We start from the raw sequence: 26,614 nt of genomic DNA, 5'->3' as shown, positions 1-26,614 counted from the left end.
TGTGTTAAGTGAAATGATAAATTTACTTCAAGAAAAAAGTGCATTTTTTATAAACTTACTATGTCAACACTTACAGATATCATTTATTGCAGTAACAATATCTTGCATTATTGGTTTAGTTATTGGAATTATTATTAGTGAATTTAAGAAGAGTTCTAAATGTGTATTAGGTATTATTAATTTTTTATACACCATACCATCAATATCTTTATTAGGGTTTTTAATACCTTTTTCTGGTATAGGAAATAAAACAGCCATTATAGCATTATCTATTTATGCATTATTACCAATGGTAAGAAATACATTTACAGGAATTGAAAATATTGATGATGCAGTAATTGAAGCAGCTACAGGTATGGGAAGTACAAGACTTCAAATTATATATAAAATAAAATTACCTTTAGCAATGCCAATAATTATGTCAGGTATTAGGAATATGGTAACAATGACAATTGCATTAGCCGGAATAGCATCTTTTATTGGAGCAGGTGGATTAGGTATTGCTATATATCGAGGCATAACTACTAATAATACATCAATGACAATAATAGGAAGCTTATTAATAGCAATTTTAGCACTTATTATTGATGGAATACTAGGAGTTATAGAAAGAATAATTATAGATAAAAAATCTAATTTACAAATAGATTTAAAAATTTTTATATCAGCTATTGTGTTTATATTTTTAATTATTGGTGGTTTAACTTTTTATAAGAATAAAGATAATAACCAAGTTATACATTTAGCAACAAAGCCAATGACAGAGCAATATATTATTGGGGCTATGATTAAGGAAATGATAGAGGAAAAAACAGATATTAATGTAGAGGTAACACAAGGTGTTGGAGGCGGTACATCTAATATTCAGCCAGGAATGGTAAGTGGTGAGTTTGATATGTATCCAGAATATACTTCAACAGGTTGGAATATGGTATTAAAGCATGATGGTTTTTATAATGAAGAAATGTATGATGAGTTAGTAAAAGAATATAAGGAAAAATTTAGTTTTACATGGACTGGTATATTAGGTTTTAATGATTCTTATGGAATAGCTGTAAGAAAAGAAATTGCAGATAAATATAATTTAAAAACATATTCAGACTTAGCCAAAGTATCAGATAAATTAGTTTTTGGTGGAGAGTATGATTTCTTTGAACGACCTGATGGATACAGTGCACTTTCCGAAAAATATAATTTTAAATTTAAAAAAACTATGGACTTAGATATAGGATTAAAGTATAAAGCAATTAATGAAGGTAAAGTAGATGTTATGGATATATTTACTACAGATGGACAGTTAACTGAATCAGGTGTTATTGTATTAAAAGATGACAAAGAATTTTTCTCCACAGCAATGGGTGCTATGGTTGTAAGAAATGAAGTATTGGATGAATATCCTGAATTAGAAGATGTTTTTAGTGAAATGGAAGGAATACTAAATGATAGTGAGATGGCAAAATTAAATTATATGGTAGAGACAGAAGGTATGGATGCAGAAACTGTTGCACATGAATATTTAGTAAAAATAGGTATTTTAAGTAAATGAGGTGGGGTTATATGAAAATTACAATTGAATTCAAGAATATAAAAAAAGTATATAAAGATAAAGTAATTTTAGAAAATTTTAATCTATCAATAATGAAAGGTGAATTTTTAAGTGTAGTAGGAAGTTCAGGATGTGGGAAGACTACACTATTAAAGATGGTAAATGGATTAATTACTCCAGATAAAGGTAAGGTATTTGTTCATGGAAAGTGTACTCAAGACGTAGATATTATAGAATTAAGAAGAAATATCGGTTATGCAATTCAAGGAAGTGTATTATTTCCACATATGAGTATAGAAGATAATATCTCTTATGTACCAAATCTTTGGAATAAAAGAGATAAAAATAAAACTAAAGAAGCAGTAAAGAAATGGATAAAAATAGTTGGATTAGATGAAGAACTATTAAAAAGATATCCAAATGAATTAAGTGGTGGTCAGCAGCAAAGAGTAGGTATAGCTAGAGCACTTGCTGCATCTCCTGATATATTACTTATGGATGAACCATTTGGAGCTGTGGATGAAATTACTCGTTCTAGCTTACAAGATGAAATTATAAGAATACAAAAAGAAGAAAACATTACTATTATTTTTATTACACATGATATTAGAGAAGCATTAAAGCTTGGAAGTAAAGTTTTAGTTATGGATAAAGGAGGGATTCAACAATTTGGTACGCCTAGTGAAATATTAAATAATCCTAAGAATGATTTTGTAAAGAAGCTTATTGAAAGAGAAGTAAGTTATATTAAATAAAAAATGACCTAAATATATTTTTAGGTCGTTTTTTTAATTATTTTTATACTTTTCTCCCAATGAAAGCATAGATTTAAGAATAGGCTTAAGGCTATATCCTGTTTCAGTAAGACCATATTAAAGATCTCATTAGCTTAGGCTATAAATTTTATTTTGATTAATAAATTTAAAAAAATTTAGAATAATCTATTGACTTGGAGTTAACTCTAGGAATTATACTTTTCAATGTGATAAGAAAGAGATAATCAACTGGAGGAGAGATATGTCATTAAATATTTTAAATAAAGTTAATGAACCTAAAGATTTAAAATCTTTATCAAGAGAAGAATTAAATTTATTATCTTCGGAAATAAGAGATGTATTAATTAAAAAAGTAAGTACAACAGGAGGTCACTTTGGACCAAACTTAGGTATGGTAGAAGCAACTATAGCACTACATTATGTATTTAATTCACCAGTAGATAAGTTTGTATATGATGTGTCACATCAATCATATACACATAAAATACTAACTGGAAGAAAAGAAGCTTTTATAAATCCTGAAAAGTTTGGAAGTATCACAGGATATACAGAGCCTAGAGAAAGTGAACATGATTTCTTTACAATAGGTCATACATCAACTTCAGTAAGTTTAGCTTGCGGACTTGCAAAAGGAAGAGATGTAGTTGGAGGAAAAGAAAATATTATAGCTATAATAGGTGATGGTTCTTTAAGTGGAGGAGAGGCTTATGAAGGTTTAAATAATGCCGCATCATCTAATAAAAATATAATAATATTAGTAAATGATAATGATATGTCTATAGCAGAAAACTATGGTGGATTATATCAAAACTTAGCCATACTTCGTGAAAGTGAAGGAAACGCAGAAAATAACTTTTTCAAGTCATTAGGATTTGAATATCACTTTGTTAAAGATGGAAATAACATAGAATCTTTAATAGAAGTTTTTAAAAAAGTTAAAGATACAAATCATCCAGTAGTAATTCATATGCATACTGTAAAAGGTAAAGGATATGAAGATGCAGAAATAAATAAAGAAGCATTCCACTGGGTAATGCCATTTGATTTAGAAACAAAAGAATTAAAATTTGCTGGCCAACCTGTTAAATCTTATGCAAATATAACAGAAGAATTTTTAATAGAAAAAGCAAAAAAAGATAGTAGCATAGTAGCAATAACAGCTGCTACCCCAAGTATAGTAGGAGTAAACGGCTTTAGAACTAAACTAAAAGATCAATATGTAGATGTTGGTATAGCAGAAGAACATGCAATAGCACTTGCATCAGGTATAGCAAAAAGAGGAGGTAAACCAGTAGCATCATTCTTAAGTTCATTTATACAAAGAACATATGACCAATTATCTCAAGACCTTGCTATAAATAATAATCCAGCAACGATTATGGTTTATTGGGGAGGAATAAGTGGGTCAGATATAACTCACTTAGGATTATTTGATATACCTTTAATATCTAATATACCGAATATAGTTTACTTAGCACCAACTACTAAGGAAGAACATCTTGCTATGGTTGAGTGGGCTATAGACCAAGAAAAGCATCCAGTAGCTATACGTGTTCCTAATATGGAAGTTATATCAAGTGGGGTTGAAGTTGAACCTAATTTTTATGATTTGAATAAGTATGTCAAAGTTGAAGATGGAAATGAAGTTGCAATAATAGGCCTTGGATCATTCTTCCATTTAGGTAAGAAAGTTCAATATAAATTAAAAGAATTTGGTATTAATGCTACATTAATAAATCCAAGATTTATAACTGGCTTAGATGAAGAGTTATTAAATGAGCTTAAGAAGTATCATAAGCTAGTGATAACATTAGAAGATGGAATACTTGATGGTGGATTTGGTGAAAAGATATCAAGATTCTATGGTGATTCATCTATGAGAGTATTAAACTTTGGTGCAAACAAAGAATTTACTAATAGTGTTCCATTAGAAGTATTATATGAGCGCTATCATCTAACTGAAGAATTAATAGTTAATGACATAGAAAGAGTACTTGAAGATTTAAAAATATTAGGGTAATATAAAAACAAGTGGTTAGCTCAATATTGAGTTAACCACTTGTTTTTATATCAATGTTATTAATAATTTAAATTAAGAAGTTATGCTAATCTATAGATTATTTTAATAAAAGGAGAATAAATATGAATGAAATACAATTAGAAGAAAAAGAAATTGATGTAAGACCATTTGCATATGCAATTTCACTAATTAGTGGTAAGTGGAAAATGCACATATTGTTTTGGCTATGGAAAAAAGAAATTCTTAGATATAGCGATTTAAAGAGAGCATTGGGTAAAGTAACACATAAGATGCTAAGTAATCAACTAAAGGAATTAGAGAGTGATAGTATTATTATAAGAAAGGAATATCCACAAGTACCTCCAAAAGTGGAATACTCACTTTCAGATACTGGTAAATCTATGATGCCTATTTTAAATTCACTATGTAAATGGGGACATGAATATGTACCTAAAGATTACAATTTATAAATAAATTGTAATAGACTTATTTACACTGGAATAGTATTTAAAAGGATATATACCTAAACATGATTAATAAAATAGAGGTGGATTATGACTTTTAAATCAATAAATACAAAAATTCTAGATGAACTTGAATATATGTTTGACAAAGAAACACAAAATATTATAGCTATGAACATGGTAAATAAATCAGGTGTAAGTGCGGCTATAAGAGATTATGATCTTAAGCGTAGAATGCAATATACATTTTCCATTGATATAGAATCTGGAGAAATAACAAATCAAAAAAGGGCTGGACTATGCTGGGTATTTGCGGCATTAAATACTATGAGATTGGATGTTATGAAGAATCTTAACTTAGATAATATGGAACTTTCTCAAAGTTATATATTATTCTATGATAAACTAGAAAAATCTAATTATTTCTTAGAAAGTATTCTAGAAACATTAAGAGAGCCTACAGATAGCAGATTAATTAGTTTTTTATTATCAGCACCTCTTAATGATGGTGGTCAGTGGGATATGTTAGCAAATCTAGTTAGAAAGTATGGTGTTGTTCCAAAGGATGTAATGCCAGATACTTTTGTATCAACTTCTACAGATGAAATTAATCCATGGCTTACAAAAAAATTAAGAGAATTTGCATGTCAAATAAGAAAATCTTATAATTTAGGTGAAAGTATAGAGGAACTTCGAGCTAAGAAAAAAGATATGATGGCTACAATATATCGTATGCTTTGTATATCTATAGGAAAGCCTCCAAAGAAATTTACTTGGGAAGTTAAAGATAAAGAGAACACTTTTATTAGAATTAAGAATATTACACCAAATCAATTCTTTGAAGATTATGTAGATTGGAATTTAGATGATTATGTAAGTATTATTAATGCACCTACAAATGACAAACCATTTAATCATAGTTATACTATAAAATTCCTTGGTAATGTAAAAGAAGGAAATATTATAAGACATTTAAATCTTCCAGTTCAAGACCTAAAGAAATTAGCAATTAATCAGTTAAAAGATGGAAATGTGGTCTGGTTTGGATGTGATGTAGGTCAATTTCTTGATAAAGAATATGGATCTATGGATATTGATGGAGTTCAAGCTAATAAATTATTTAAAACTGAGTTTGCTATGAATAAAGCAGAAAGACTTGATTATGGTGAGAGCCTTATGACTCATGCTATGGTATTTACTGGAGTAGACTTAGAGAGATATGATGAACCTATTAAATGGAAGGTAGAGAATAGTTGGGGAAACGATAGTGGGAATAAAGGATTTTATATAATGTCTGATAAGTGGTTTTCTGAATATGTATACCAAATTGTAATAAATAAGAAATATTTAACAAAAGAATTAATAGATCAATACGAATCAGATCCGATTGTTTTACAACCATGGGATCCTATGGGTTCATTAGCATAAACCTTAAATAAAAAAGCAATAGCAACTAACTATTGCTTTTTTATTTAATAATATCATATGTATGTATCCATATCATTTGAGATAATAATATGATACTAGGAATCCATACAGACTTAACACTTATAGAAATCGAAATTAAAGTACCTAAAGCAGCTCCTAGAGCAAATGAAAATGTAAGTACAGTGAATGTAATTAGCTTTATTGTATAAAATTTATTCTCTTCTTCTAATGCATCGTATAAAAACTGTCCTATAGTTCTAATATTTCCTGTACATATAGTTGTACTGTACCCAACACCTAGACACTTTTTAAACAGGCATAATTGATATCCCATCCAAAAAGATACTAAGTTCGTAACTATAAAATCTAATACAGATAAAGGTATAAAGCCAATACTAAACAACCCTATTGACTCTATAAGTAAAGCTATTTTTCTCCAATTTCCTTTATACTTACTTTTTTTTATTAAATATGCAACATATTCAGAAAATGCAGCACCTAATACACAAGCTATAATAGGAATAAAGAAGTTAAGCGCATTTTTCCAATTTCCAAGAGCAATATTAATCCCTAATTTAGACATATTAGCAGTATGCATATTTGCTAGTATTTCATTTCTTGTAATGTAAGTGTAAGCATTCATAAATCCTCCGATAATAGTCATTATAATTAAGAATATTGGATTTTCCCAAGGAGGTATTTTTTTATCATTATTATCTTGTTTTCTATTCATATAATTTTACCTCTTTTATATTCTAACATTTGTGATAGTTAGATTTTACTTTTGATTATAGTATGTTAAATAATATTCTCATATACGTGTATATGTTAGAATTAATTTTTTATCTAAGTTATCCTTATAATTAACGCTAAAGATTTTTAAATAAAGTATACATAAATAACATGATTATAAATTGAAAATATTAATATATAAAAAATTAATTTATGGGGAAATTAATAAAAAGTAATAGGAATTAAAGGAGAAATAAAAATGACTACAAATGACAAAAAGGTATTTAAACTACCAAGTGCGTATACTGTTTTATTAGCTATAACCGCTATTATAGCTATAGTAACTAACTTTATACCAGGAGTTAGAGGTGCAAAATTATCTGATTTTGTTATGGCTCCTATAAATGGTCTATTAGAAGCAATTGATATAGCTATATTTGTTTTATTAATTGGCGGATTCTTAGGTGTAACAACAAAAACTGGTGCTTTAGATGCGGGAATAGGTTCAGTTGTTAGCAAGTTAAAAGGAAAAGAATTAATACTAATACCGGTACTAATGTTCCTATTCTCTTTAGGTGGAACTAGTTTTGGTATGGCAGAAGAAACAATAGCATTTACAGCTCTTGTTACAACTACAATGATAGTTGCAGGATTTGACCCTTTAGTATCAGTGGCGACATTAATTTTAGGCGCAGGTTGTGGTGTTTTAGGTTCAACTGTTAATCCATTTTTAGTTTCGACAGCAATAGGAGCTCTAAATGGTGTAGGAATAGATGCTAACCAAGTGATAGTAATAGGTACAGCAATAGCATTATGGTTAGTATCACTACTTATCTCAATATACTTTGTCATGAGCTATGCTAAAAAAGTTCAAAAAGATAAAAGTGCTACATTATTAACAGATGATGAATTCCATCGTGCAAAAGAAGCATTTATAGGAGATAAATCAAGTGATGATGTAATAGAATTTACTTCTAAAAGAAAAGTAGTTCTTGCATTATTTGGATTTACATTCTTAATAATGGTAGCAGGGATAATACCTTGGGAGAAATTTGGTATAACAATTTTTAATAATACTTCATTTTTGACAGGTTCTTCACTTGGTAATTGGTGGTTTTCTGATTTAGGTATGTGGTTTGTAATTATGTCAGTTATCATAGGATTAGTTTATAGAATGAAAGAAACAGAAATAGTTGTGGCTTTTATAGATGGTGCAGCAGATATGGTAGGTGTATCATTAGTTATAGGTGTATCAAAAGGAATATCTGTAATAATGAGTTCAACAGGATTAGATAACTATGTTTTAAACTCTGCATCTTTAGTACTAAGAGGAATGTCACCTATAATATTTACAATAGTTGCTTTATTAATTTATATGGTTTTATCGTTCTTTATACCATCTACTTCTGGTTTAGCAGGATTATCAATGCCAATATTTGGACCATTAGCAGTTAGCTTAGGGTTTCCAGCAGAAGTAGTTATATCAATATTCAGTGCAGGTAGTGGTATAGTAAACCTTGTAACACCAACGAGTGGGGTTATAATGGGAACACTTGCAATTGCAAAAGTAGATTATGCAACTTGGGTAAAATTTGTTACTAAAGTTATAATAACAATATTTATAGCATCAGCAATTATATTATCAATAGCAATGATGCTTTTATAATAACTTTAAATAACCTAAAGTTATGTACTTAACATAATTTTAGGTTATTTTTTATTAATGAAAAAATTTTTAATTGTATATAAGTAATTAATAGGAATAGAAGGTTAAAAATTTAATTTTGTATTGACTTAGAGTTAACTCTAAGTATTAGTATATTAAGAAAGGAAGCAAATTATAGGGGGTATTTATGAAATATACAAAATTAGGAAATTCAGACTTAGAGGTTTCAAGAATATGTTTAGGTTGCATGGGATTTGGGGATGCAAGTCAAGGTATGCACTCATGGACACTTAGTGAAGAAAAATCTAAAGAGATTATAAAGAAAGCTCTTGATGTAGGTATTAATTTTTTTGATACAGCAATAGGATATCAAAATGGTACGAGTGAGATATATCTTGGTCGTGCATTAAAGGATTTAGCTAATCGTGAAGATGTTATTATAGCTACAAAATTTCCAATAAGAAGTCAAACAGAAATAGACTCTAATGTTAGTGCAAAAGAACATATTAATAATATGCTTAATCAAAGCTTATCTAACCTTGAAACTGATTACATAGACTTATATATATATCATATGTGGGATTATAACACACAAATTGAAGAAATAATGAAAGCTTTAAATGAACAAGTCCTAGCAGGGAAAATACGTTATATTGGTATTTCAAATTGCTTTGCATGGCAATTAGAAAAGGCAAATAGCATAGCGGATAAAAATGGATGGAGTAAGTTTATATCAGTTCAAAATCATTATAATTTATTATTTAGAGAAGAAGAAAGAGAAATGGTAACTTGTTGCAAGGAAAGTAATATTGCTATGACACCTTATAGCTCACTTGCATCAGGTAGATTAGTTAGAGATATATCACAAATAACTAAAAGATTAGAAGAAGATTCATTTGCTAAGAGTAAATATGACTTAACTGTAAATCAAGATAGAATAATAATAGACCGTGTTGCAGAAATAGCACAGAAAAGAAATATGACAAGAATACAAGTAGCTCTAGGTTGGTTATTATCAAAGACAACATCGCCAGTAGTTGGAGCAACCAAACTTTCTCATATTGAAGAAGCAATTAAGGCTATTGATGTAAAACTAACAGATGAGGAAATAGAATATTTAGAAGAACCATATATACCTCATAAATTAGTTGGAATTATGGCTCAAAAGTAATATTTTAAATTATTTTTTTAAAGTTAATGTTAAGTTCATGTTTAAGATGTAGTATTATATCATAATTTACAGGAGGAGAAAATATGCTTACATTAAAAAACATAAGAAAAAGCTATACCACTGGGGACTTTACACAAATAGCACTAGATAGTGTGTCAGTAAATTTTAGAAAAAATGAATTTGTTGCCATATTAGGTCCAAGTGGTTCTGGAAAAACAACATGTTTAAACGTTATAGGTGGACTTGACAAATACGATAGTGGAGATCTTATTATAAATGGAAAATCCAAAAAGGAATTCAAAGATACAGATGGGGATGCTTATAGAAATAACTCTATAGGATTCATTTTTCAAAGCTACAATTTAATAAACCACTTAGACATAATTTCAAACGTAGAGATGGGGATGACTCTAAGTGGTGTATCTCAGAAAGTAAAAAGAGAAAAGGCACTAGAGGCTCTTGAACGAGTTGGATTAAAAGATCATGTTCATAAAAGACCAAATCAACTATCTGGTGGGCAGATGCAAAGAGTTGCTATAGCTAGAGCATTAGCAAATGACCCAGATATAATTTTAGCGGATGAACCTACAGGTGCACTTGATACTAAAACTAGTGTACAAATTATGGAATTAATAAAAGATATAGCAAAAGATAAGTTAGTAATAATGGTTACTCACAATCCAGAGTTAGCTCATAATTATGCAGATAGAATTATAGAGTTTAAAGATGGAAATATAGTATCAGACTCAAATAAGTTAAATGAAGGAATACGTGATGGAGCTTATTCATTAAAGAAAACAAGTATGAGTTTTTTAACAGCCTTAAAGTTATCTTTTACTAATATTAAAACTAAAAAAGGAAGAACATTTTTAACAGCTTTTGCATCGAGTATAGGTATAATAGGAATAGCGGTAATACTTAGTTTATCTTCAGGTTTTAACACAAAAATAGAAGAAGTTCAATCTGATACTTTAGCAGAATATCCTATAACAATATCTCAAACTTCTCAAGAAGTAGATATGGAAGCTATGCATAATGAAATGGCAAGTAATGCTGCAGGTAAAAAAGAATATGTTGATAGTAATGAGGTATTTTTATATGACCAAAGTGATACTATAAAAACTCATAAAAATAATTTTAGTGATGACTTTTTAAACTATTTAAATAATATAAATAAAGATATTTGTTCTAGTATTGGTTATACAAGAATAGCAAATATGAATCTTATAAGTAAAATAGATGATAATTATAAAGTATCATCATTTACAAATCAAAGTAATAATTCACCTATGCCATCAACTTATATATCATCTTATCCAGAAATGATAAATGATAATGAAGGTTCTTACATAGAAAAGAATTATGATGTATTAGCTGGAGAATACCCAACTAAGGATACTGACTTAGTTCTTGTAGTAGATTTTAAAAATAGAATAGATAAAAATACTATAAAATCTATTGGGTTAGATATAGAAGACTTAGATAGTATAGATTTTGATGATTTAGTTGGAATGGAATTTAAGCTTATAGATAATAATGACTACTATGAAGAAACTTCTTTTGGAACATTTATGCCTACAACTGATTTAGAAAAAGCTTATAATAGTGATAATAGTATAACTTTAACAATAAAAGCTATAGTTCGTGAAAATGCTAATAGTGGAGTTGGTATGTTAGCTAATGGAATAGCATATAGTGATAAGCTTACAGAATTAGTAGTAGATAATGCACTAGATTCAGAGATAGTAAAAGCACAAAAAGATGCTGACTTCAATGTTCTTACTAGAGAGGCAGTAGATGAAGAAAATAAATCGTCTCTAATATCTTACTTAGGTGGGGATTCTACTCCTTATGCTATTATGATTTATCCAAAGAACTTTGATGCAAAAGATCAAGTTGTAGATTATTTAGATGCTTACAATGATAAAGTAAAATCAGCAGATGATGAGATTGTATATACTGACCTAGCTCAAGCTATGTCTGATATGACGGGTGGTATAATGGATGGAATAACAATTGTATTAGTAGCTTTTGCATCTATATCATTAGTTGTTTCATTAATAATGGTTGGTATAATCACATATATATCAGTATTAGAAAGAACAAAAGAAATAGGTATACTTAGAGCTTTAGGTGCAAGAAAGAAAGATATAACAAGAGTATTTAATGCAGAAACATTTATAATAGGTTCTTGTTCGGGATTATTAGGAATATTCTTAGCATGGGCATTAACATTCCCAATAAACAATATTCTTTACCAAATGACTGATTTAGAAAATGTTGCTAATTTAAATCCAGTACATGCTGTTTCATTACTAGTAATAAGTGTAGTACTTACTATGATTGGTGGATGGATACCAGCAAAATTTGCAGCTAAAAAAGATCCAGTGGAATCTTTAAGGAGCTAAAATTAAAAATAGAGGTACTATCGATAAAGATAGTACCTCTATTTTTAATTTTCCTAAATTGGAAGATATACATTGAATGTTGTTCCTTTATTTATATTACTTTGAATAGTAATTTCACATTTACATAAATCTAGAATTTTTTTTACTAAAGTCATTCCAAGGCCATTACCTTGTAAATTTCGAGAGTTGTCACCTTGATAAAACTTATCAAAAATTCTATCTTGAACTTCCTTACTCATTCCAATACCGTTGTCACTTATAGTAACACAGATACCTTTAGATGTAGTTTTTTATCTAGTTACAATCAGTCCATCATTTGGAGTAAATTTAATAGCATTGCTAAATATATTTAACCAGACTTGCATTAGTAAATCTTCACTTCCATAGTAATTGATACTTTTTAGATCCATATCAATGTCTATATTTTTTTTAGACCATTGAGTTTCAAGTAATAATAGAGATTGTCTAAGCTGTTCATCTAAAGAAAAATATTTTTTATCAGGTATAATTTCTTGAGTTTCTAGTTTAGATAGTTTAAGAATATTTCCAGAAAGAGATGATATCTGTCTAGAACTATCTAAAATAATTTTAGTGTATTCCATTCTTTCCTCTTCTGTTAAACTATTATCTTGTAATAATGTTGCATAGCCTTCAATAGCTGCTATAGGTGTTTTAAATTCATGAGAAACATTTATGATAAAGTCATTTCTTAATGTTTCAATACTACTTAATTCCTTAACCATTTTATTAAAAGATGCATTCATATTATGAATGTCAGGTGGATGAGTATTCTCATCGAGTCTTATAGAAAAGTCACCTTTTGCAACCTCATTTGTAGCTTCAATCAACTTATTTACTGGCTTCATAAAATTATTAGTTAATACACCTATAATTAATGTAAATGTAGAAGCTAGAGCTATGTTTATTAATATAAATAGACTTATACCCCAAAAAGTACTTAAATTTTCATTATTAGCCACGTCTAATTTTGTTCCTATAGAAAAACCTAAACTAACTACAAGTAAAATAATAGACGAAGTTAGAAATATATTCATTAAAAATGGAATCCATATATGTGATGGTTTTCTAAATCTCATTTTTTGTCACCTTATACCCTAAACCTCTTACTGTAATAATTTTAAAGTCAGGATTATTCTCAAAACGTCTTCTAAGTCTGTTTATATGAACATCTATAGTTTGTACATCAGAAGGGCTATCTAATCCCCAAATTTCATCCATAAGTTGATTTCTAGTAAATACCTTATTAGGATAAGATAAAAGTTTATATAATAGATAAAACTCTTTTTGAGTTAAAACTATAGTTTCGCCATCCCTAGTTACAGATAAAGAGTCATAGTCTAAAACTGTTTTTCCTGCAACTTGTTTTTTATCTTGGACGATTTTACTTCTTCTTAGAAGGGCATTAACTCTAAGTATCATTTCATTAACATCAATAGGCTTTACCATATAGTCATCTATACCAATTAAGAAGCTTTTTTGTTTTGAATGAAAATCATCTTTTGCAGTAATCATTAGAATCGGAATTTCAGAATTTACTTTTCTAACTGAATCTGTGAATTGATATCCATCCATTTTAGGCATCATTATATCGGAAATAATTAAATCAACATGGTTATTTTCTAAGATATTAAAAGCTTCAATACCATTATGAGCACTATACATATTAAATCCTTGCTTAGAAAGAATGGTATAAAATAATTTATTTAATTTTTCATCATCTTCAACTAATAAAATATTAATCATGATATCACTCCTTTGTAATTTTAATTATATTAGATTATGTTTAGTAGTCAATATCTATAAATATGAAATAAAAAAGTTCATTTTTAGTTCATCTTCAATTAATCTTTAGTTAATTTTTGTATCATAAAATAGCTAATATAATATTTACTGATTTAATTAAGAAAGGAATAAAAATAATGTTAAAAATATTAAAGTATTTAACAAGAAAAGACTGGTCGTTTATATTATGTAGCTTTATATTTGTGGTTTTACAAGTATACTTAGATTTAAAACTGCCAGATTATATGTCTGAAATAACAATGTTAGTTCAGACACCAAATAGTGAGATAAGTGAAATATTAAGTTCTGGGGGATATATGTTACTATGTGCTCTTGGGAGTTTAGTAGCATCATTTATAGTAGGATACTTTGCAGCAAAGATTGCTACAAACTTATCATGGACTCTTCGCTCTAAGTTATATGATAAGATTGAAGGATTTTCATTAGCAGAAATAAATAAGTTTTCTACATCAAGTTTAATAACACGTTCAACTAATGATATAACTCAAATTCAAAATATAGTAGCTATGGGTCTTCAATTAATAATAAAGGCTCCAATAACAGCAATTTGGGCAGTATGCAAAATATTAGGTAAAGGATGGGAATGGACTGCCGCTACTGGTGGGGCATTATTAGTATTATTATTTATTATATTAATAATAATGATTTTTGCATTACCTAAATTTAAAAAGATACAAAAATTAACGGATAGACTTAACTTAGTTAATAGAGAAAACTTAACTGGAATTAGAGTAGTGCGTGCATATAATGCCGAAGGATATCAAAGCGAAAAATTTGAAAAAGTAAATAATGATTTAACAAATAATAACTTAGTTATAAATAGAGTTATGGCAATAATGCAACCAGGAATGATGCTTGTAATGAATGGTTTGTCACTAGCTATATATTGGATAGGCGCGTACTTAATAGATGGTGCTAATATGATGGATAAAATGGGCTTGTTCAGTGATATGATAGTATTTTCATCTTATTCAATGCAAGTAATAATGGCATTCATGATGCTAACTATGATATTTATAATGCTACCAAGAGCTTCTGTATCATCTAAGCGTATATTAGAGGTTTTAAATACAAGAGAAAGTATAATAGATGGAAACAAAGATATTAAAAATATTTCAAAGACTGGTGAGATAGAATTTAAAAATGTTAGCTTTAAATACCCTGATTCTGAAGAGTCTGAATATGTACTACAAGATATAAACTTTAAAGTTAATAAAGGTGAAACTGTTGCGATAATTGGTTCAACAGGCAGCGGTAAAACTTCATTAATAAACTTAATACCAAGATTTTATGATGTCAGTGAAGGTGAAGTTTTAGTAAATGGAGTTAATGTAAAAGATTATAAACAAAAATCCCTTAATAACATATTAGGGTATGTTCATCAAAAAGCAGTTTTATTTACTGGAAGTATAATGTCAAATGTTGCTTATGGTGATAATGGTAAGGATATTTATTCTGAGAATGATGTGAAAAAAGCAGTAAAAATAGCTCAAGGAACAGAGTTTGTTGAGAAGATGACTAATACTTATAGTGCATCTATTTCTCAAGGAGGAAAGAACGTATCTGGAGGACAAAAACAAAGATTATCAATAGCAAGAGCAATCTGTAGAAGGCCAGAAATTTATATATTTGATGATTCTTTCTCAGCACTTGATTATAAAACAGATAGAAAACTACGCTCAGTATTAAAATCAGAAATAAAAGGAGCTACAAACTTAATAGTAGCTCAACGTATAGGAACTATAATTGATGCAGATAAGATAATAGTTCTAGATGAAGGTAAAATAGTGGGTATTGGAACACATAATTATCTTATGAAAACATGTAAAGTTTATCAAGAAATAGCATATTCTCAACTTTCAAAGGAGGAGTTAGTAAATGCGTAGTAAGAATAAATTAAGATCAGAAGGTGGTTTATTAAACCTTATGAGATATATGAAAAAATATACAACAGCATTAGTTTTTGCATTAATATTTGCAATAGGAGGATCTATAATCACAGTTATAAGTCCCAATAAACTAAGTGAAGTAACTGATATAATCACAAATGGTATAATGACGGGAATTAATATAAATAGAATAAATGAGATAGGTATGTTCTTAGTTATACTATATGCGATTAGTATTACATTATCTTACTTACAAGGATTTATAATGGCAACAGTAACTCAAAAAACAACTAAAAAGTTAAGAAGTGACATAAGCGATAAGATAAATAGATTACCACTAAAGTACTATGATAAAACTACTGTTGGTGAAGTTTTAAGTCGTGTGACTAATGATGTAGATACAATAGGTCAAACATTAAATCAAAGTATGGGAACTTTAGTTAGTGGTATATCTTTACTTATAGGTTCTTTATATATGATGTTTGTTACAGATGTAACTTTAACAATTACAGCAATACTATCTACTGCTTTTGGATTTGCACTAATGATGATGATAATCTCAAAATCTCAAAAACATTTTGAAAACCAACAGCGTCTTATTGGTGAGGTAAATGGTCATGTAGAAGAAGCATATACAGGTCATGGTGTAATTAAAGTGTATAATGCTCAAGAAAAAACAAATAAAGAATTTAAAGATTTAAATAATAAGCTTCGTGAAAGTGGATGGAAGGCACAGTTTATATCAGGTCTTATGATGCCTTTAATGACATTTATAGGTAACTTTGGATATGTAGCAGTGTGTATAGTTGGAGCCATGCTTGCTTTTAATAATAAAATAACTTTTGGTGTAATAGTAGCATTTATGATGTATATTAGATACTTTACACAACCACTTGGTCAGCTTGCACAAGTTGCTACCAGCTTACAATCTAATACAGCAGCATGCAAACGTGTATTTGAGTTTTTAGATGAAGAAGAAATGATTAATGAAAGTGACAAAAACATTTATATTGAAAATATAGAAGGTAATGTTAGTTTTGAAGATGTTAAATTTGGATATAACGAAGATAAATTAATAATAAAAGATTTTCAGTGGATATAAAATCTGGGCAAAAGGTTGCCATAGTAGGTCCTACTGGAGCAGGAAAAACTACTTTAGTAAACTTGCTTATGAAGTTCTATGATGTAAGTAGTGGACTAATTAAAATAGATGGAGTCCCTATTCAAGAATTAAGTAGAGAGAAAGTTCATGATTTATTCTGCATGGTACTTCAAGATACTTGGTTATTTGAAGGAACTATTAGAGATAATATAGTTTACAATAAAAAAGATGTTTCTGAATCTGTTATAGTATCTGCTTGTAAAGCTGTTGGAATTGACCACTTTATAAGAACATTGCCTCATGGATATGATACTGTATTAGATGATAGCACAAATTTATCAGCTGGACAAAAGCAGCTAATTACTATAGCGAGGGCAATGGTAAAAAATGCACCTTTATTAATATTAGATGAAGCAACAAGTTCAGTAGATACTCGTACTGAAGTTTTAATTCAAGAAGCTATGGATAAATTAACAGTAGGTAAAACTTCTTTTGTTATAGCTCATAGATTATCAACTATCAAAAATGCTGATGTGATATTAGTTATGAAAGATGGAGATATAATTGAAAGTGGAAATCACCATGAATTATTAGAAGCTAAAGGATTTTATGCAGAATTATATAATAGTCAATTTGAGAAGGCAGGTTAATAAAAAATAAATATATTACTACCTTTTTATAAGGAAAGTATATATTATTCTAATTACATGAATATAAATTTATAATGCAATTAAAATTTATATTATTAATAAAAGTGCGCAAATTACTACAGTTTACTTTATAATATACAATAATTGTGTATAGAAATCATGCTTATATTTAAAATATGATACGTATGTAATATTTTAAATATAAGCATTTTATATTTTCTAAAATCATTATTTATAAATTATCATTAAATATTTATCTATCTGAATCTAGTACATTATAAAATATGGTATTGGCAATAGATAAAAGTATAGAAGCTATGATGGCGTTAAAAAGTCCATATAGATGAGCTCCATTAACTATAGAAAAAGCTAACTTTAATACAATACCGTTTATTACAAATGAAAATAGACCTAAACTTAAGAAAGTAATAGGTAAAGATAAAAGTTGTAATATTGGTTTTAAAAATGTATTCAATAATCCAAATATTAAAGTTAATATTAATAAAGCTTTTAAAGAACCAATATATACGCTACTCATTAAATTAGATACTATAAACAATGAAATAGCGTTAATAACAATAAATAAAGAAAATCTTTTCATAGAATTCAACTCCTTTTTTAATTTTAATTATTATAAATTTTACTCATTTCTATACTACCTAAAGTAAGTATAACTAATATACTATATTTTATTATGTTAATATACTTTTATTTACAAAATTTAAAATCTAAAAATCTAACTTTTTATAACAAATTTTAAGATTTTAATATGAAAAATAAGTAGAAATTTGATATACTTAATTATTGTAGTATACAGACATCAAGCATATCTTAAGGAGGAAGAATGAGTAAATTATTAAGGATAGGAATTGATATAGGTTCTACAACTATAAAAATGGTAGTTATAGATGCAAAAGATAATATTATATATAAAACATATAGAAGACATTTAGCGGATATAAGAAATGCATTTATGAAATGCTTAAATGATTCTAAAGAATATATAAAGGACAGTAAATTAATATTTTCTATAGCAGGTTCTGGTGGTATGAGTTTAGCTAATGACTTAGATATAGATTTTGTACAAGAAGTAATAGCAAGTACTAAAGCTATACAAGTAAATAATCCAGATACAGATGTAGTAATAGAACTAGGTGGAGAAGATGCAAAAATTACTTATCTACAAGGTGGAGTAGAACAAAGAATGAATGGTACTTGTGCAGGTGGTACAGGAGCATTTATAGATCAAATGGCTGCTCTTTTAAATACAGATGCAAGTGGATTAAATGAGTTAGCTAAAAACTATTCTCATATATATCAAATAGCAGCTAGATGTGGCGTTTTTGCTAAGACAGATGTTCAACCTTTAATAAATGAAGGTGCAAGAAGAGAAGATATAGCAATATCTATTTTTCATGCAGTAGTGGTTCAGACAATAAGTGTACTTGCTTGTGGTAGACCAATAAAAGGAAAGGTAGCTTTCTTGGGTGGACCCCTAACATTTTTATCAGAATTAAGAAAACGATTTATAGATGTTTTAGAACTAGAAGATAAAGATATAATTTTCCCTGACGATTCAGAACTATATATAGCATGGGGAGCAGCTTTATCATGTGAAAAAAGAAATATAACTGACTATAATACAATTTTAAATAAATTAGAATCTATAGCATGTAATTGTGAAGAAAAAACAGATAGCTTAGAACCATTATTTAAAAATGAAAAAGAGTATAATGTTTTTAAAGAAAGACATAACAAAAACAAAGTCAATCATTTATCTATAAAAGAAGCTAAAGGAAATTGTTATCTTGGAATAGATGCAGGTAGTACAACTACTAAAGCAGTTTTAATAAATGAAAATGGAGATATACTTTACTCTTATTATGCTAGTAATAAAGGAAATCCAGTAAATTCCACTATTGGAATATTAAAAGAGATATATACAAATCTTCCTAAAGAAGCTAATATTGTAAATTCTGGTGTTACAGGATATGGAGAAGCTTTATTGAAAGAAGCATTTGGAATAGATGTAGGAGAAATAGAAACTGTTGCACATTATAAGGCATCTAAATTTTTCTGTGAAGATGTAGATTTTATACTAGATATAGGTGGACAAGACATGAAGTGCTTAAGAATAAGTAAAGGAACTATATCAAGTATAACTTTAAATGAAGCCTGTTCAGCAGGATGTGGTTCATTTTTACAAGCTTTTGCCAAATCACTAGGACTTGATATACAAGATTTTGCCAATAAAGCATTATTTGCTAAGTCTCCAGTCGATTTAGGTTCAAAATGTACTGTATTTATGAATTCTAAAGTAAAACAAGCTCAAAAAGAAGGTTTTACAGTAGAAGATATATCAGCAGGGCTTGCTTATTCAGTAGTTAAAAATACTTTATACAAGGTTATAAAATTGAGAAATCCAGATGATTTAGGTGAAAACATAGTAGTTCAAGGTGGAACTTTCTATAATGAAGCAGTACTTAGAAGTTTTGAGCTTTTATCAAGTAGAGAAGTTATAAGACCTAATATATCGGGGCTTATGGGAGCTTTTGGAGCAGCAATACTCGCTAAAGAAAGATTTACTAAAGATCATAAAACTACTTTAGCAACTCTTAAAGAAGTAGATAACTTAGAAATAAAAAATAACACTGTAAGATGTGGTAAATGTTCGAATAACTGCTTATTAACGGTAAATAGATTTGGAAATAATAAAAAATTTTTATCAGGTAATAGATGTGATGAACCATTGGCTACGGCTAATAAAAATGATAATTTACCAAACTTATATCAATATAAATATGATAGAGTATTTTCATATAAGCCATTAGACAAAGATAAAGCTAAAAGAGGAACAATAGGAATTCCTAGAGTACTAAATATGTATGAAAATTATCCATTTTGGTTTACAATATTCACAGAATTAGGATTTAGAGTAGAATTATCAAGTGAATCTTCTAAAAATATTTATGAAAAAGGATTAGAATCTATAGTATCAGAAACTGCATGCTATCCAGCTAAAATGGTACATGGTCACGTAGAAGATTTAATAGAAAAAGGAGTAAAAGATATATTTTATCCATGTATAATCCATGAAGTTAAGGAACAAGAGAATGCAGATAATTGCTTTAACTGTCCAGTAGTTACTTCTTATGCAGAAGTTATAAAAAATAATATGGAGACTATAAGTGAAAAAAATATAAACTTTATGAGTCCATTCTTACCGATTAGAGATAAGAAAAAGCTTAAGAAAAGACTAGTAGAAGAATTAAAGAAATTTAATGTTACAAAATCAGAAATAAGTAAAAGTGTAGATAAGGCCTATGAAGAGCAAGATCGTTTTAAGGAAGATATAAGAAAAAAAGGTTCAGAAACACTTAAATATATAAGTGAAAATAATACAAAAGGAATACTATTAGGTGGTAGACCATATCATATAGATCCAGAAATAAACCATGGTATACCAAAACTTATAAATAGCTTAGGTCTAGCTGTATTTACAGAAGACTCTTTAGCATACTTAGGAAATGTAGTAAGACCACTTAATGTAGTAGATCAATGGGCATATCATTCGAGATTATATGCATCATCTACTTATATTGCAAATAGAGATGATATTGAATTAGTACAGCTTACTTCATTTGGATGTGGTCTAGATTCTATAACAGTAGATCAGGTACAAGAAATACTCGATGTTCATTCTAAGATTTATACGAATATAAAAATAGATGAAGGAAGTAATTTAGGGGCGGCAAGGATAAGACTTAGATCCCTAAAGGCAGCAATTGATGAAAGAGAATTAAATAATGTAGTAAGAGAAATAAAACAATTACCAGAAGTTAAACCATTTATAAATCCAGGTAAAAATAAAACTCTTATTGTACCAGAATTTTCACCTATACACTTTGAAGTAATACATGCAATGCTTAGACAAAATGGTTATGATGTAGTTCTTTTAAAGAATAGTGAGAATGTAGTAAATGAAGGTTTAAAGTATTTAAATAATGATATATGCTATCCAGCTGTAGTGGTTATAGGTCAAATCATAGATGCTTTAAAATCGGGTAAATACGATTTAAGTAATACTTCAATATTACTTGCACAAACAGAAGGCCAATGTAGATTTACAAATTATGTAAAGTTATTAGAAAAAGGATTAAAAGATGCAGGAATTGAAGATGTACCGGTATTATCACTTAGCCTAGCTGGTGTTAAAAAAGAAAATGCTCTTGAAGGCCTAAATTTCGAAATTCTTAAAAATGCTATAATAGGTATGATATATGGTGACTTATTAACTAAAGTACTTTATAGAGTTCGTCCTTATGAGAAAGTAAAAGGAAGTGCAAATAAACTTTATGAAAAATGGTTAAAGATTTGTCAAGAATCATTTAAAGGTATGAACAAAGAGATATATAAACAAGTTATACATTATATGATTAAAGACTTTGAAAATTTACCTAAAGTAGATATAGAAAAGCCTAAGGTAGGTATAGTTGGAGAATCTTTGGTTAAGTTAAGCCCAATAGCCAATAATAATATAGTTGATATGCTAGAAAGTGAAGGAGTAGAAGTTGTTTCCAATGATTTATTATCCATGTTTTTAGCACCAGCTTATAATAATATATATAACTATAAAAACTTAGAAGGTAGCTTAATTGGTAGTTTAAAAGGGAGGTTTACTATTAAATTTATTGAACAATACCAAAAAATATATATAGATGCTTTAAAAAATAGTAAATTATTCTATGTATCTGAGAGAATAGAAGATACAGCTAAAAATGCTAGAAAGATAGTATCACTAGGGAATCAATCAGGTGAAGGTTGGAAGTTAGCAGGAGAAATAATGGAGCTTACCCATTGGGATGTAAAAAATATAGTATGTATGCAACCATTTGGATGTTTACCAGCTCACGCTAATACTAGAGGTGCTATTAAAGCACTAAAGAAGCATTGTAAGGGACTAAATATTGTACCTATTGAATATGATCCAGGATCAAGTGAAGTTAACCAAATAAATAGAATTAAACTTATGCTTGCAAGTGCATTTAATAGAATATAATGAGAAAAGTCCAGCAAATTATTTGCTGGACTTTATCATGTATCGTAAGCTCAGATACATTAATGTGTTTTTATAATGTTAAATATGTTTTTTATAATTAAAAGTGTCACAGTATGTATTGTTTTTATCTATTTGAACACTTTTTGCATGACAGTTTTTATTTTCGTTATATATACAATTATGAGCTTCACATTTTATATCACTTGGTTTTGTAATTGAGTTACTTGAACTATTTACAAAAGTACCATTAGCTTTATTATAAAATGCTCCATTATCATTTTCTAAAATTTCTGCAAAAGTTAAACAAGTAGTTCCTTCAACTGATACAGCACCAAGTCCACTTACATGTATATTTCCTGCTTTACACTTAAGATCTTGATTATATGCACATTCAGTTGCATTACACTTTAAATTTTCTGTTTGCATTTTATTTACCTCCTTAAGAAATATCTATTTTATTATTTCCAAAAGGTAAAATATAATTCGATTATATATTTTTAAAATATATAAAATACAATATTAAATATAGGATATGTTAAGTAGTTAAGATTCATTTTTTTGAGATATTTTTTCTTTAGTTCTTTTGTCTATTTCTTTTTTTAGTTCTTTTAAATAAGGGGAAAATCCAATCTTATCTACACCATAAGTAAACTGCAAATCATATTCTAGTGGAATCCAAGTACTAATATCCGCTTCGTTATGCTGAATAACTGCCTCCAAGTTATCTAATGCTTTATAAAGTTTAGCTTCATCAGTTTTGCGTTCATTCATTTCTTTTAAAAGTTCTGTGAATTCTTCACGATAAGGAGTAGGGAAGGTTTCAATCCAGTTAAAAAATATTTCTTCTTCTTTTTTACTATCTTCTTCTTTTTTCTCAAAAGTAGGAATATCACCAGTAAAGGCCTCACCTAAATCATGAATTAAACACATACGAATTACCTTATCCATATCAATATTAGGAAATTCATCACGCATTAATAATGCCATTAATGCAATACGCCAGCTATGCTCGGCTACACTTTCATTGCGTCCGCTAGATGTCCATGAGTGCCTAGTATTACATTTTAGCTTTTCTGCTACTGTTAATATTTCTAGAAATGTTGATGTATTCATTTAAATTTACCCATATAGGTTTTTATTTAAAAAATATTTAGTCTAAGTTTTTACCAGTAAATGCCAATGGTAAAAGTTCTTCTAATATATATTCTAAATATTCATCTGTGCTTTTTGCAATAATTATTTTGAAATTTTTTAAATTACAAAACTCTGCCATTACTTGTCTACATACAGCACAAGGAGCACAAAAATCTCCTTCTCCAGCTTTTACACCTCTTTATTACCTACAACTGCTATAGCAGTAAAATCTTTTTCTCCTTCAGAAATCGCTTTAAAGAAAGCAGTTCTCTCAGCACAGTTTGTTGGAGTGAATGCTGCATTTTCAATATTACATCCTTGATAAATTTTACCACTAGCCCCAAGTAAAGCTGCACCTACATTAAAGTTTGAGTATGGAGTATAACAAAACTTTTGAGCATCAAATGCTTTTTCTATTAGTAGCTTTTTATTAATCATATAATTGTCCTCCTAATTTTCATTAAAGTTGTCTAATATAGAATGATTACTTTTAGGTGGAAAAATCATATTAACAAGCTTATCAAAATCCTTAACTCTTATAAACCCTTTATTATATTCGATGATATTATCCTCAATGAGCTCTTTTATAACCCTATTAACACTTCTAATATTTGATCCAACACCTTCGACTAAGATGTCTTTATGGACTAAATCTAAGTCATACTCATCTAAAAACTTCCATAAAAAGAAAAGTAATCTATGTTTTAGAGAATAAGCAATATTTGCCTTACTATTAATAGATGTATGATACATTCTCTGAGAAAGTTGAATATTTATATATAAAGAAAAATCACTATCAGATTTAACCCATTCTAAAAAATAATTTTTAGGTATTTTAATAACATCACAAGGTTCAATTGCTTCTACATAGTTTAGTATTGGTTTATCAATAAAAACTTCTAATTCACCGAATAATTCATTTTCACAATAAATGTTTTCTAAATATTTAATTCCAGTGGGTGTTAGAGAATAAACTTTAACCTTACCTTTTTTTATTATATATACAAAATTAGCAGTTTCATTTTGTGATAAGATCTTATCAAAAGTATTAAATGTTAAATTAATAAAGTTATTTTTTATATAATTAGGACAAGTATCTAAAAAATAAGATAAGTTGTTCATATGTATTCTCCTTATTAAATATAATGTAAACAAATTATATCATATAACTTATTATAAACAAGATATAGACAATAAATTAGGGACAATTGTCCAAAAACAAAGAATGCAAAAGTAAACTAGGTAAAACAAAGTTTTAATTATCTTTGTTAGAAAGTATAGTTCTAATAAATAGCTCAACTTGTGGAAACTTATAATAAGAATTTTTATATAAAATATAAGAATTTCTTACAAAAGGAGTACCATCATTAAAATATAAAGGCTTTTTATAGCCTTCAAACTTATCTAAACAAACTTGTGGAAGGACACTCCAACCTATACCAGCTTCACACATTTCCAAAATAACCTCTATATTATCAATATCTAATCTAGATGAATTCATAAGCAGATTATTTTCATTAAACCATTTCTTTATTAAACTTTGAAAAGCAGCGTCAGTATGCCGATTAATATATGGTAGAGAATTAAGATTATCAATATCGCATTCATTTTGGTAAACAAAGTAAACTTGTTCCTCTTTTAAAGGTATTTTTCCCTCATCCCAATTAAAGTCGCCTCTAACTATAGCAATAGAAATTTCGTCATTTTTTAACATGTTAAATATATTTATACTTTTACTTACAATCATTTTAATATTTACATTTGGATAATTTAGAGTAAAGTCTCTAATAACAGGTGGAAGTTTATAATTTGCATAGTTTACAGAAACTCCTATGTTTAAATTGCCACTAATAGTTCCTTTATTAGAAGATATATACTCCTTCATATCTTTTATGCTGGAGTTAATTGTTTTTATATAGGGTACTATAGATTCTCCGAAAGGAGTAAATAAGACTCCTTTTTTTGAGCGCAATATAAGTTCAAATCCTAGTTCTGATTCTATATTTTTTATTCTTTTTGTTAAAGTTGGTTGTGTTAAATAAAGCTTATTTGCAGCTTTTGTTATATTTTTAGTTTCGTGCAAAGTTAATATAATCTCGTAATCTTTTTCGTTCAAGTTAAATTCATCCCTTCTAGAAGTTTATTAAATATGTATGTCATAAATATTATAACATTCAAATCAAAAGATATTAATATTTTACAACCATTCCAAAATGGAATGAATAATTATAAAATTATACTATTTTACTAATTATTCATAAATTGATATATTAGGGGTAATAGAGAATGTATACAAAAATAAAAAAATGTATACATATAATTGTTAAATATGAAGTCAAAAAGGAGAAAAAGGATGGAATTATTAGTTACGGCTACTGCTGGTACACTAGAATCAAGTGATATTCAAATTATATTAGAGCCAAATGATAATGGAATAGTTATTGAACTTGAGAGTACAGTAATGGCTCAGTTTGGAGAGCAAATTGAAACTGTTATAAAAAAAACACTAGAATCTTTAAATGTAGAAAATGCAAAAGTATTTGCAAATGACAAAGGGGCTATAGACCCTGTAATAATAAGTAGAGTACAGGCTGCAGTATATAGATCTGCTCAAAATAATGACTATAAGTGGAGATAAGGAGATATAAAAATGAAATTAAGACGTTCAATGCTATTTGTTCCTGGAAATAATCCTGGAATAATAAGAGATGTTCATATATATAAGCCAGACTCAGTAATGTTTGA

General features: G+C 28.1%; 22 protein-coding genes and 1 pseudogene. 13 read left to right on the top strand and 10 right to left on the bottom strand.

The window, feature by feature from the left end; translation table 11 throughout:
• The first annotated feature begins 1 nt into the window (after nucleotide 1).
• The 5 genes from I2A66_RS14885 (at nucleotide 2) to I2A66_RS14865 (ending at nucleotide 6,234) form a co-directional block, all read left to right on the top strand.
• Nucleotides 2-1,546 (top strand): ABC transporter permease/substrate-binding protein, encoded by a 1,545-nt coding sequence (locus tag I2A66_RS14885; RefSeq protein ID WP_122639804.1) that lies wholly within the window; start codon nucleotides 2-4, stop codon nucleotides 1,544-1,546.
• An 11-nt stretch (nucleotides 1,547-1,557) separates the two neighbouring features.
• A complete protein-coding gene (locus I2A66_RS14880) occupies nucleotides 1,558-2,301 on the top strand; it encodes an ATP-binding cassette domain-containing protein (RefSeq protein ID WP_122639803.1) in 744 nt (247 codons plus the stop codon).
• A 262-nt stretch (nucleotides 2,302-2,563) separates the two neighbouring features.
• Nucleotides 2,564-4,342: a 1-deoxy-D-xylulose-5-phosphate synthase gene (locus I2A66_RS14875; protein ID WP_147516829.1), complete on the top strand. Its 1,779-nt coding sequence runs from the start codon at nucleotides 2,564-2,566 to the stop codon at nucleotides 4,340-4,342.
• 122 nt (nucleotides 4,343-4,464) lie between these two features.
• Complete coding sequence (locus tag I2A66_RS14870; protein WP_122639801.1) at nucleotides 4,465-4,812, top strand: winged helix-turn-helix transcriptional regulator; 348 nt, start codon at nucleotides 4,465-4,467, stop codon at nucleotides 4,810-4,812.
• Between the two features lie 84 nt (nucleotides 4,813-4,896).
• Nucleotides 4,897-6,234 carry an aminopeptidase C gene (locus I2A66_RS14865; protein ID WP_122639800.1) on the top strand — a complete coding sequence of 446 codons (1,338 nt, stop codon included), beginning with the start codon at nucleotides 4,897-4,899 and terminating at the stop codon, nucleotides 6,232-6,234.
• A 40-nt stretch (nucleotides 6,235-6,274) separates the two neighbouring features.
• On the opposite strand, the gene I2A66_RS14860 is transcribed toward I2A66_RS14865, so the two are convergent.
• Nucleotides 6,275-6,967, bottom strand: coding sequence for a YoaK family protein (locus I2A66_RS14860; RefSeq protein ID WP_122639799.1), 693 nt, complete (start codon nucleotides 6,965-6,967; stop codon nucleotides 6,275-6,277).
• A 258-nt stretch (nucleotides 6,968-7,225) separates the two neighbouring features.
• Between I2A66_RS14860 and I2A66_RS14855 the strand changes: the two genes are divergently transcribed.
• The 3 genes from I2A66_RS14855 (at nucleotide 7,226) to I2A66_RS14845 (ending at nucleotide 12,211) form a co-directional block, all read left to right on the top strand.
• Nucleotides 7,226-8,632, top strand: coding sequence for a YfcC family protein (locus I2A66_RS14855; protein WP_147516830.1), 1,407 nt, complete (start codon nucleotides 7,226-7,228; stop codon nucleotides 8,630-8,632).
• 187 nt (nucleotides 8,633-8,819) lie between these two features.
• Nucleotides 8,820-9,803, top strand: a complete 984-nt coding sequence (locus I2A66_RS14850) for an aldo/keto reductase (RefSeq protein WP_122639795.1) — start codon at nucleotides 8,820-8,822, stop codon at nucleotides 9,801-9,803.
• 83 nt (nucleotides 9,804-9,886) lie between these two features.
• A complete protein-coding gene (locus tag I2A66_RS14845; RefSeq protein WP_195251914.1) occupies nucleotides 9,887-12,211 on the top strand; it encodes an ABC transporter ATP-binding protein/permease in 2,325 nt (774 codons plus the stop codon).
• 53 nt (nucleotides 12,212-12,264) lie between these two features.
• Here the strand turns inward: I2A66_RS14845 and I2A66_RS14840 are convergent, their stop codons facing one another.
• From I2A66_RS14840 to I2A66_RS14830, 3 genes are read right to left on the bottom strand one after another with little or no spacing between them, the layout of a single operon-like run.
• Entirely contained in the window at nucleotides 12,265-12,483 is a 219-nt protein-coding gene (locus I2A66_RS14840; protein ID WP_330615489.1) for a sensor histidine kinase, read from the bottom strand.
• An 18-nt stretch (nucleotides 12,484-12,501) separates the two neighbouring features.
• A complete protein-coding gene (locus I2A66_RS14835; protein ID WP_147516833.1) occupies nucleotides 12,502-13,308 on the bottom strand; it encodes a HAMP domain-containing sensor histidine kinase in 807 nt (268 codons plus the stop codon).
• A complete protein-coding gene (locus I2A66_RS14830) occupies nucleotides 13,298-13,975 on the bottom strand; it encodes a response regulator transcription factor (RefSeq protein ID WP_122639789.1) in 678 nt (225 codons plus the stop codon). Before I2A66_RS14830 ends, I2A66_RS14835 begins: the two co-directional genes overlap by 11 nt.
• Nucleotides 13,976-14,151: 176 nt before the next feature.
• Between I2A66_RS14830 and I2A66_RS14825 the strand changes: the two genes are divergently transcribed.
• From I2A66_RS14825 to I2A66_RS17515, 3 genes are read left to right on the top strand one after another with little or no spacing between them, the layout of a single operon-like run.
• A complete protein-coding gene (locus tag I2A66_RS14825) occupies nucleotides 14,152-15,921 on the top strand; it encodes an ABC transporter ATP-binding protein (RefSeq protein ID WP_195251913.1) in 1,770 nt (589 codons plus the stop codon).
• Nucleotides 15,914-17,026 (top strand): ABC transporter permease, encoded by a 1,113-nt coding sequence (locus I2A66_RS17520; RefSeq protein WP_306666836.1) that lies wholly within the window; start codon nucleotides 15,914-15,916, stop codon nucleotides 17,024-17,026. The genes I2A66_RS14825 and I2A66_RS17520 overlap by 8 nt, the downstream gene beginning before the upstream one ends.
• Entirely contained in the window at nucleotides 17,017-17,676 is a 660-nt protein-coding gene (locus I2A66_RS17515; RefSeq protein ID WP_330615487.1) for an ABC transporter ATP-binding protein, read from the top strand. The genes I2A66_RS17520 and I2A66_RS17515 overlap by 10 nt, the downstream gene beginning before the upstream one ends.
• A 253-nt stretch (nucleotides 17,677-17,929) precedes the next feature.
• Here the strand turns inward: I2A66_RS17515 and I2A66_RS14815 are convergent, their stop codons facing one another.
• Complete coding sequence (locus tag I2A66_RS14815) at nucleotides 17,930-18,277, bottom strand: phage holin family protein (RefSeq protein ID WP_122639783.1); 348 nt, start codon at nucleotides 18,275-18,277, stop codon at nucleotides 17,930-17,932.
• A 243-nt stretch (nucleotides 18,278-18,520) separates the two neighbouring features.
• On the opposite strand from I2A66_RS14815, the gene I2A66_RS14810 reads away from it, so the two are divergent.
• Nucleotides 18,521-22,735 carry an acyl-CoA dehydratase activase-related protein gene (locus I2A66_RS14810; RefSeq protein ID WP_122639781.1) on the top strand — a complete coding sequence of 1,405 codons (4,215 nt, stop codon included), beginning with the start codon at nucleotides 18,521-18,523 and terminating at the stop codon, nucleotides 22,733-22,735.
• 78 nt (nucleotides 22,736-22,813) lie between these two features.
• Here I2A66_RS14810 and I2A66_RS14805 read toward each other — a convergent pair whose 3' ends face one another.
• The 5 genes and pseudogenes from I2A66_RS14805 to I2A66_RS14785 form a co-directional block, all read right to left on the bottom strand.
• Nucleotides 22,814-23,161, bottom strand: a complete 348-nt coding sequence (locus I2A66_RS14805; RefSeq protein WP_122639779.1) for a DUF1540 domain-containing protein — start codon at nucleotides 23,159-23,161, stop codon at nucleotides 22,814-22,816.
• 117 nt (nucleotides 23,162-23,278) lie between these two features.
• Nucleotides 23,279-23,848 (bottom strand): HD domain-containing protein, encoded by a 570-nt coding sequence (locus I2A66_RS14800; RefSeq protein WP_122639777.1) that lies wholly within the window; start codon nucleotides 23,846-23,848, stop codon nucleotides 23,279-23,281.
• Between the two features lie 37 nt (nucleotides 23,849-23,885).
• Nucleotides 23,886-24,307 (bottom strand): annotated as a pseudogene (gene cdd, locus I2A66_RS17800) (cytidine deaminase).
• Nucleotides 24,308-24,319: 12 nt separating this feature from the next.
• The gene (locus I2A66_RS14790; RefSeq protein WP_122639772.1) at nucleotides 24,320-24,991 is read right to left on the bottom strand and encodes a Crp/Fnr family transcriptional regulator; all 672 of its coding nucleotides are present in this window, start codon (nucleotides 24,989-24,991) and stop codon (nucleotides 24,320-24,322) included.
• Between the two features lie 133 nt (nucleotides 24,992-25,124).
• Nucleotides 25,125-25,985 carry a LysR family transcriptional regulator gene (locus tag I2A66_RS14785; protein WP_147516836.1) on the bottom strand — a complete coding sequence of 287 codons (861 nt, stop codon included), beginning with the start codon at nucleotides 25,983-25,985 and terminating at the stop codon, nucleotides 25,125-25,127.
• Nucleotides 25,986-26,222: 237 nt separating this feature from the next.
• Here I2A66_RS14785 and citD point away from each other — a divergent pair, with 237 nt between their 5' ends.
• Nucleotides 26,223-26,507 (top strand): citrate lyase acyl carrier protein, encoded by a 285-nt coding sequence (gene citD / locus I2A66_RS14780; protein ID WP_122639768.1) that lies wholly within the window; start codon nucleotides 26,223-26,225, stop codon nucleotides 26,505-26,507.
• Nucleotides 26,508-26,614 lie beyond the last annotated feature (107 nt).

Origin of the sequence: Romboutsia sp. 1001713B170207_170306_H8 (assembly GCF_015550495.1) — a bacterium.
In the GTDB taxonomy this organism is placed as follows: Bacteria; Bacillota; Clostridia; order Peptostreptococcales; family Peptostreptococcaceae; genus Romboutsia_E.
The sequence above is the reverse complement of the archived record's forward strand: the minus strand, read 5'-3'. Positions and strand labels throughout refer to the sequence as shown.

Excerpts from the sequence above, each read along its gene's own strand:
- I2A66_RS14810 (WP_122639781.1), top strand. The coding sequence starts at position 18,521 with ATGAGTAAATTATTAAGGATAGGAATTGATATAGGTTCTACAACTATA.
- I2A66_RS14875 (WP_147516829.1), top strand. The coding sequence starts at position 2,564 with ATGTCATTAAATATTTTAAATAAAGTTAATGAACCTAAAGATTTAAAA.
- I2A66_RS14790 (WP_122639772.1), bottom strand. The coding sequence starts at position 24,991 with ATGAACAACTTATCTTATTTTTTAGATACTTGTCCTAATTATATAAAA.
- I2A66_RS14835 (WP_147516833.1), bottom strand. The coding sequence starts at position 13,308 with ATGAGATTTAGAAAACCATCACATATATGGATTCCATTTTTAATGAAT.
- I2A66_RS14880 (WP_122639803.1), top strand. The coding sequence starts at position 1,558 with ATGAAAATTACAATTGAATTCAAGAATATAAAAAAAGTATATAAAGAT.
- I2A66_RS14825 (WP_195251913.1), top strand. The coding sequence starts at position 14,152 with ATGTTAAAAATATTAAAGTATTTAACAAGAAAAGACTGGTCGTTTATA.
- I2A66_RS14800 (WP_122639777.1), bottom strand. The coding sequence starts at position 23,848 with ATGAATACATCAACATTTCTAGAAATATTAACAGTAGCAGAAAAGCTA.
- I2A66_RS14850 (WP_122639795.1), top strand. The coding sequence starts at position 8,820 with ATGAAATATACAAAATTAGGAAATTCAGACTTAGAGGTTTCAAGAATA.
- I2A66_RS14855 (WP_147516830.1), top strand. The coding sequence starts at position 7,226 with ATGACTACAAATGACAAAAAGGTATTTAAACTACCAAGTGCGTATACT.
- citD (WP_122639768.1), top strand. The coding sequence starts at position 26,223 with ATGGAATTATTAGTTACGGCTACTGCTGGTACACTAGAATCAAGTGAT.
- I2A66_RS14845 (WP_195251914.1), top strand. The coding sequence starts at position 9,887 with ATGCTTACATTAAAAAACATAAGAAAAAGCTATACCACTGGGGACTTT.
- I2A66_RS14870 (WP_122639801.1), top strand. The coding sequence starts at position 4,465 with ATGAATGAAATACAATTAGAAGAAAAAGAAATTGATGTAAGACCATTT.
- I2A66_RS14860 (WP_122639799.1), bottom strand. The coding sequence starts at position 6,967 with ATGAATAGAAAACAAGATAATAATGATAAAAAAATACCTCCTTGGGAA.
- I2A66_RS14805 (WP_122639779.1), bottom strand. The coding sequence starts at position 23,161 with ATGCAAACAGAAAATTTAAAGTGTAATGCAACTGAATGTGCATATAAT.
- I2A66_RS14865 (WP_122639800.1), top strand. The coding sequence starts at position 4,897 with ATGACTTTTAAATCAATAAATACAAAAATTCTAGATGAACTTGAATAT.
- I2A66_RS14815 (WP_122639783.1), bottom strand. The coding sequence starts at position 18,277 with ATGAAAAGATTTTCTTTATTTATTGTTATTAACGCTATTTCATTGTTT.
- I2A66_RS14830 (WP_122639789.1), bottom strand. The coding sequence starts at position 13,975 with ATGATTAATATTTTATTAGTTGAAGATGATGAAAAATTAAATAAATTA.
- I2A66_RS17520 (WP_306666836.1), top strand. The coding sequence starts at position 15,914 with ATGCGTAGTAAGAATAAATTAAGATCAGAAGGTGGTTTATTAAACCTT.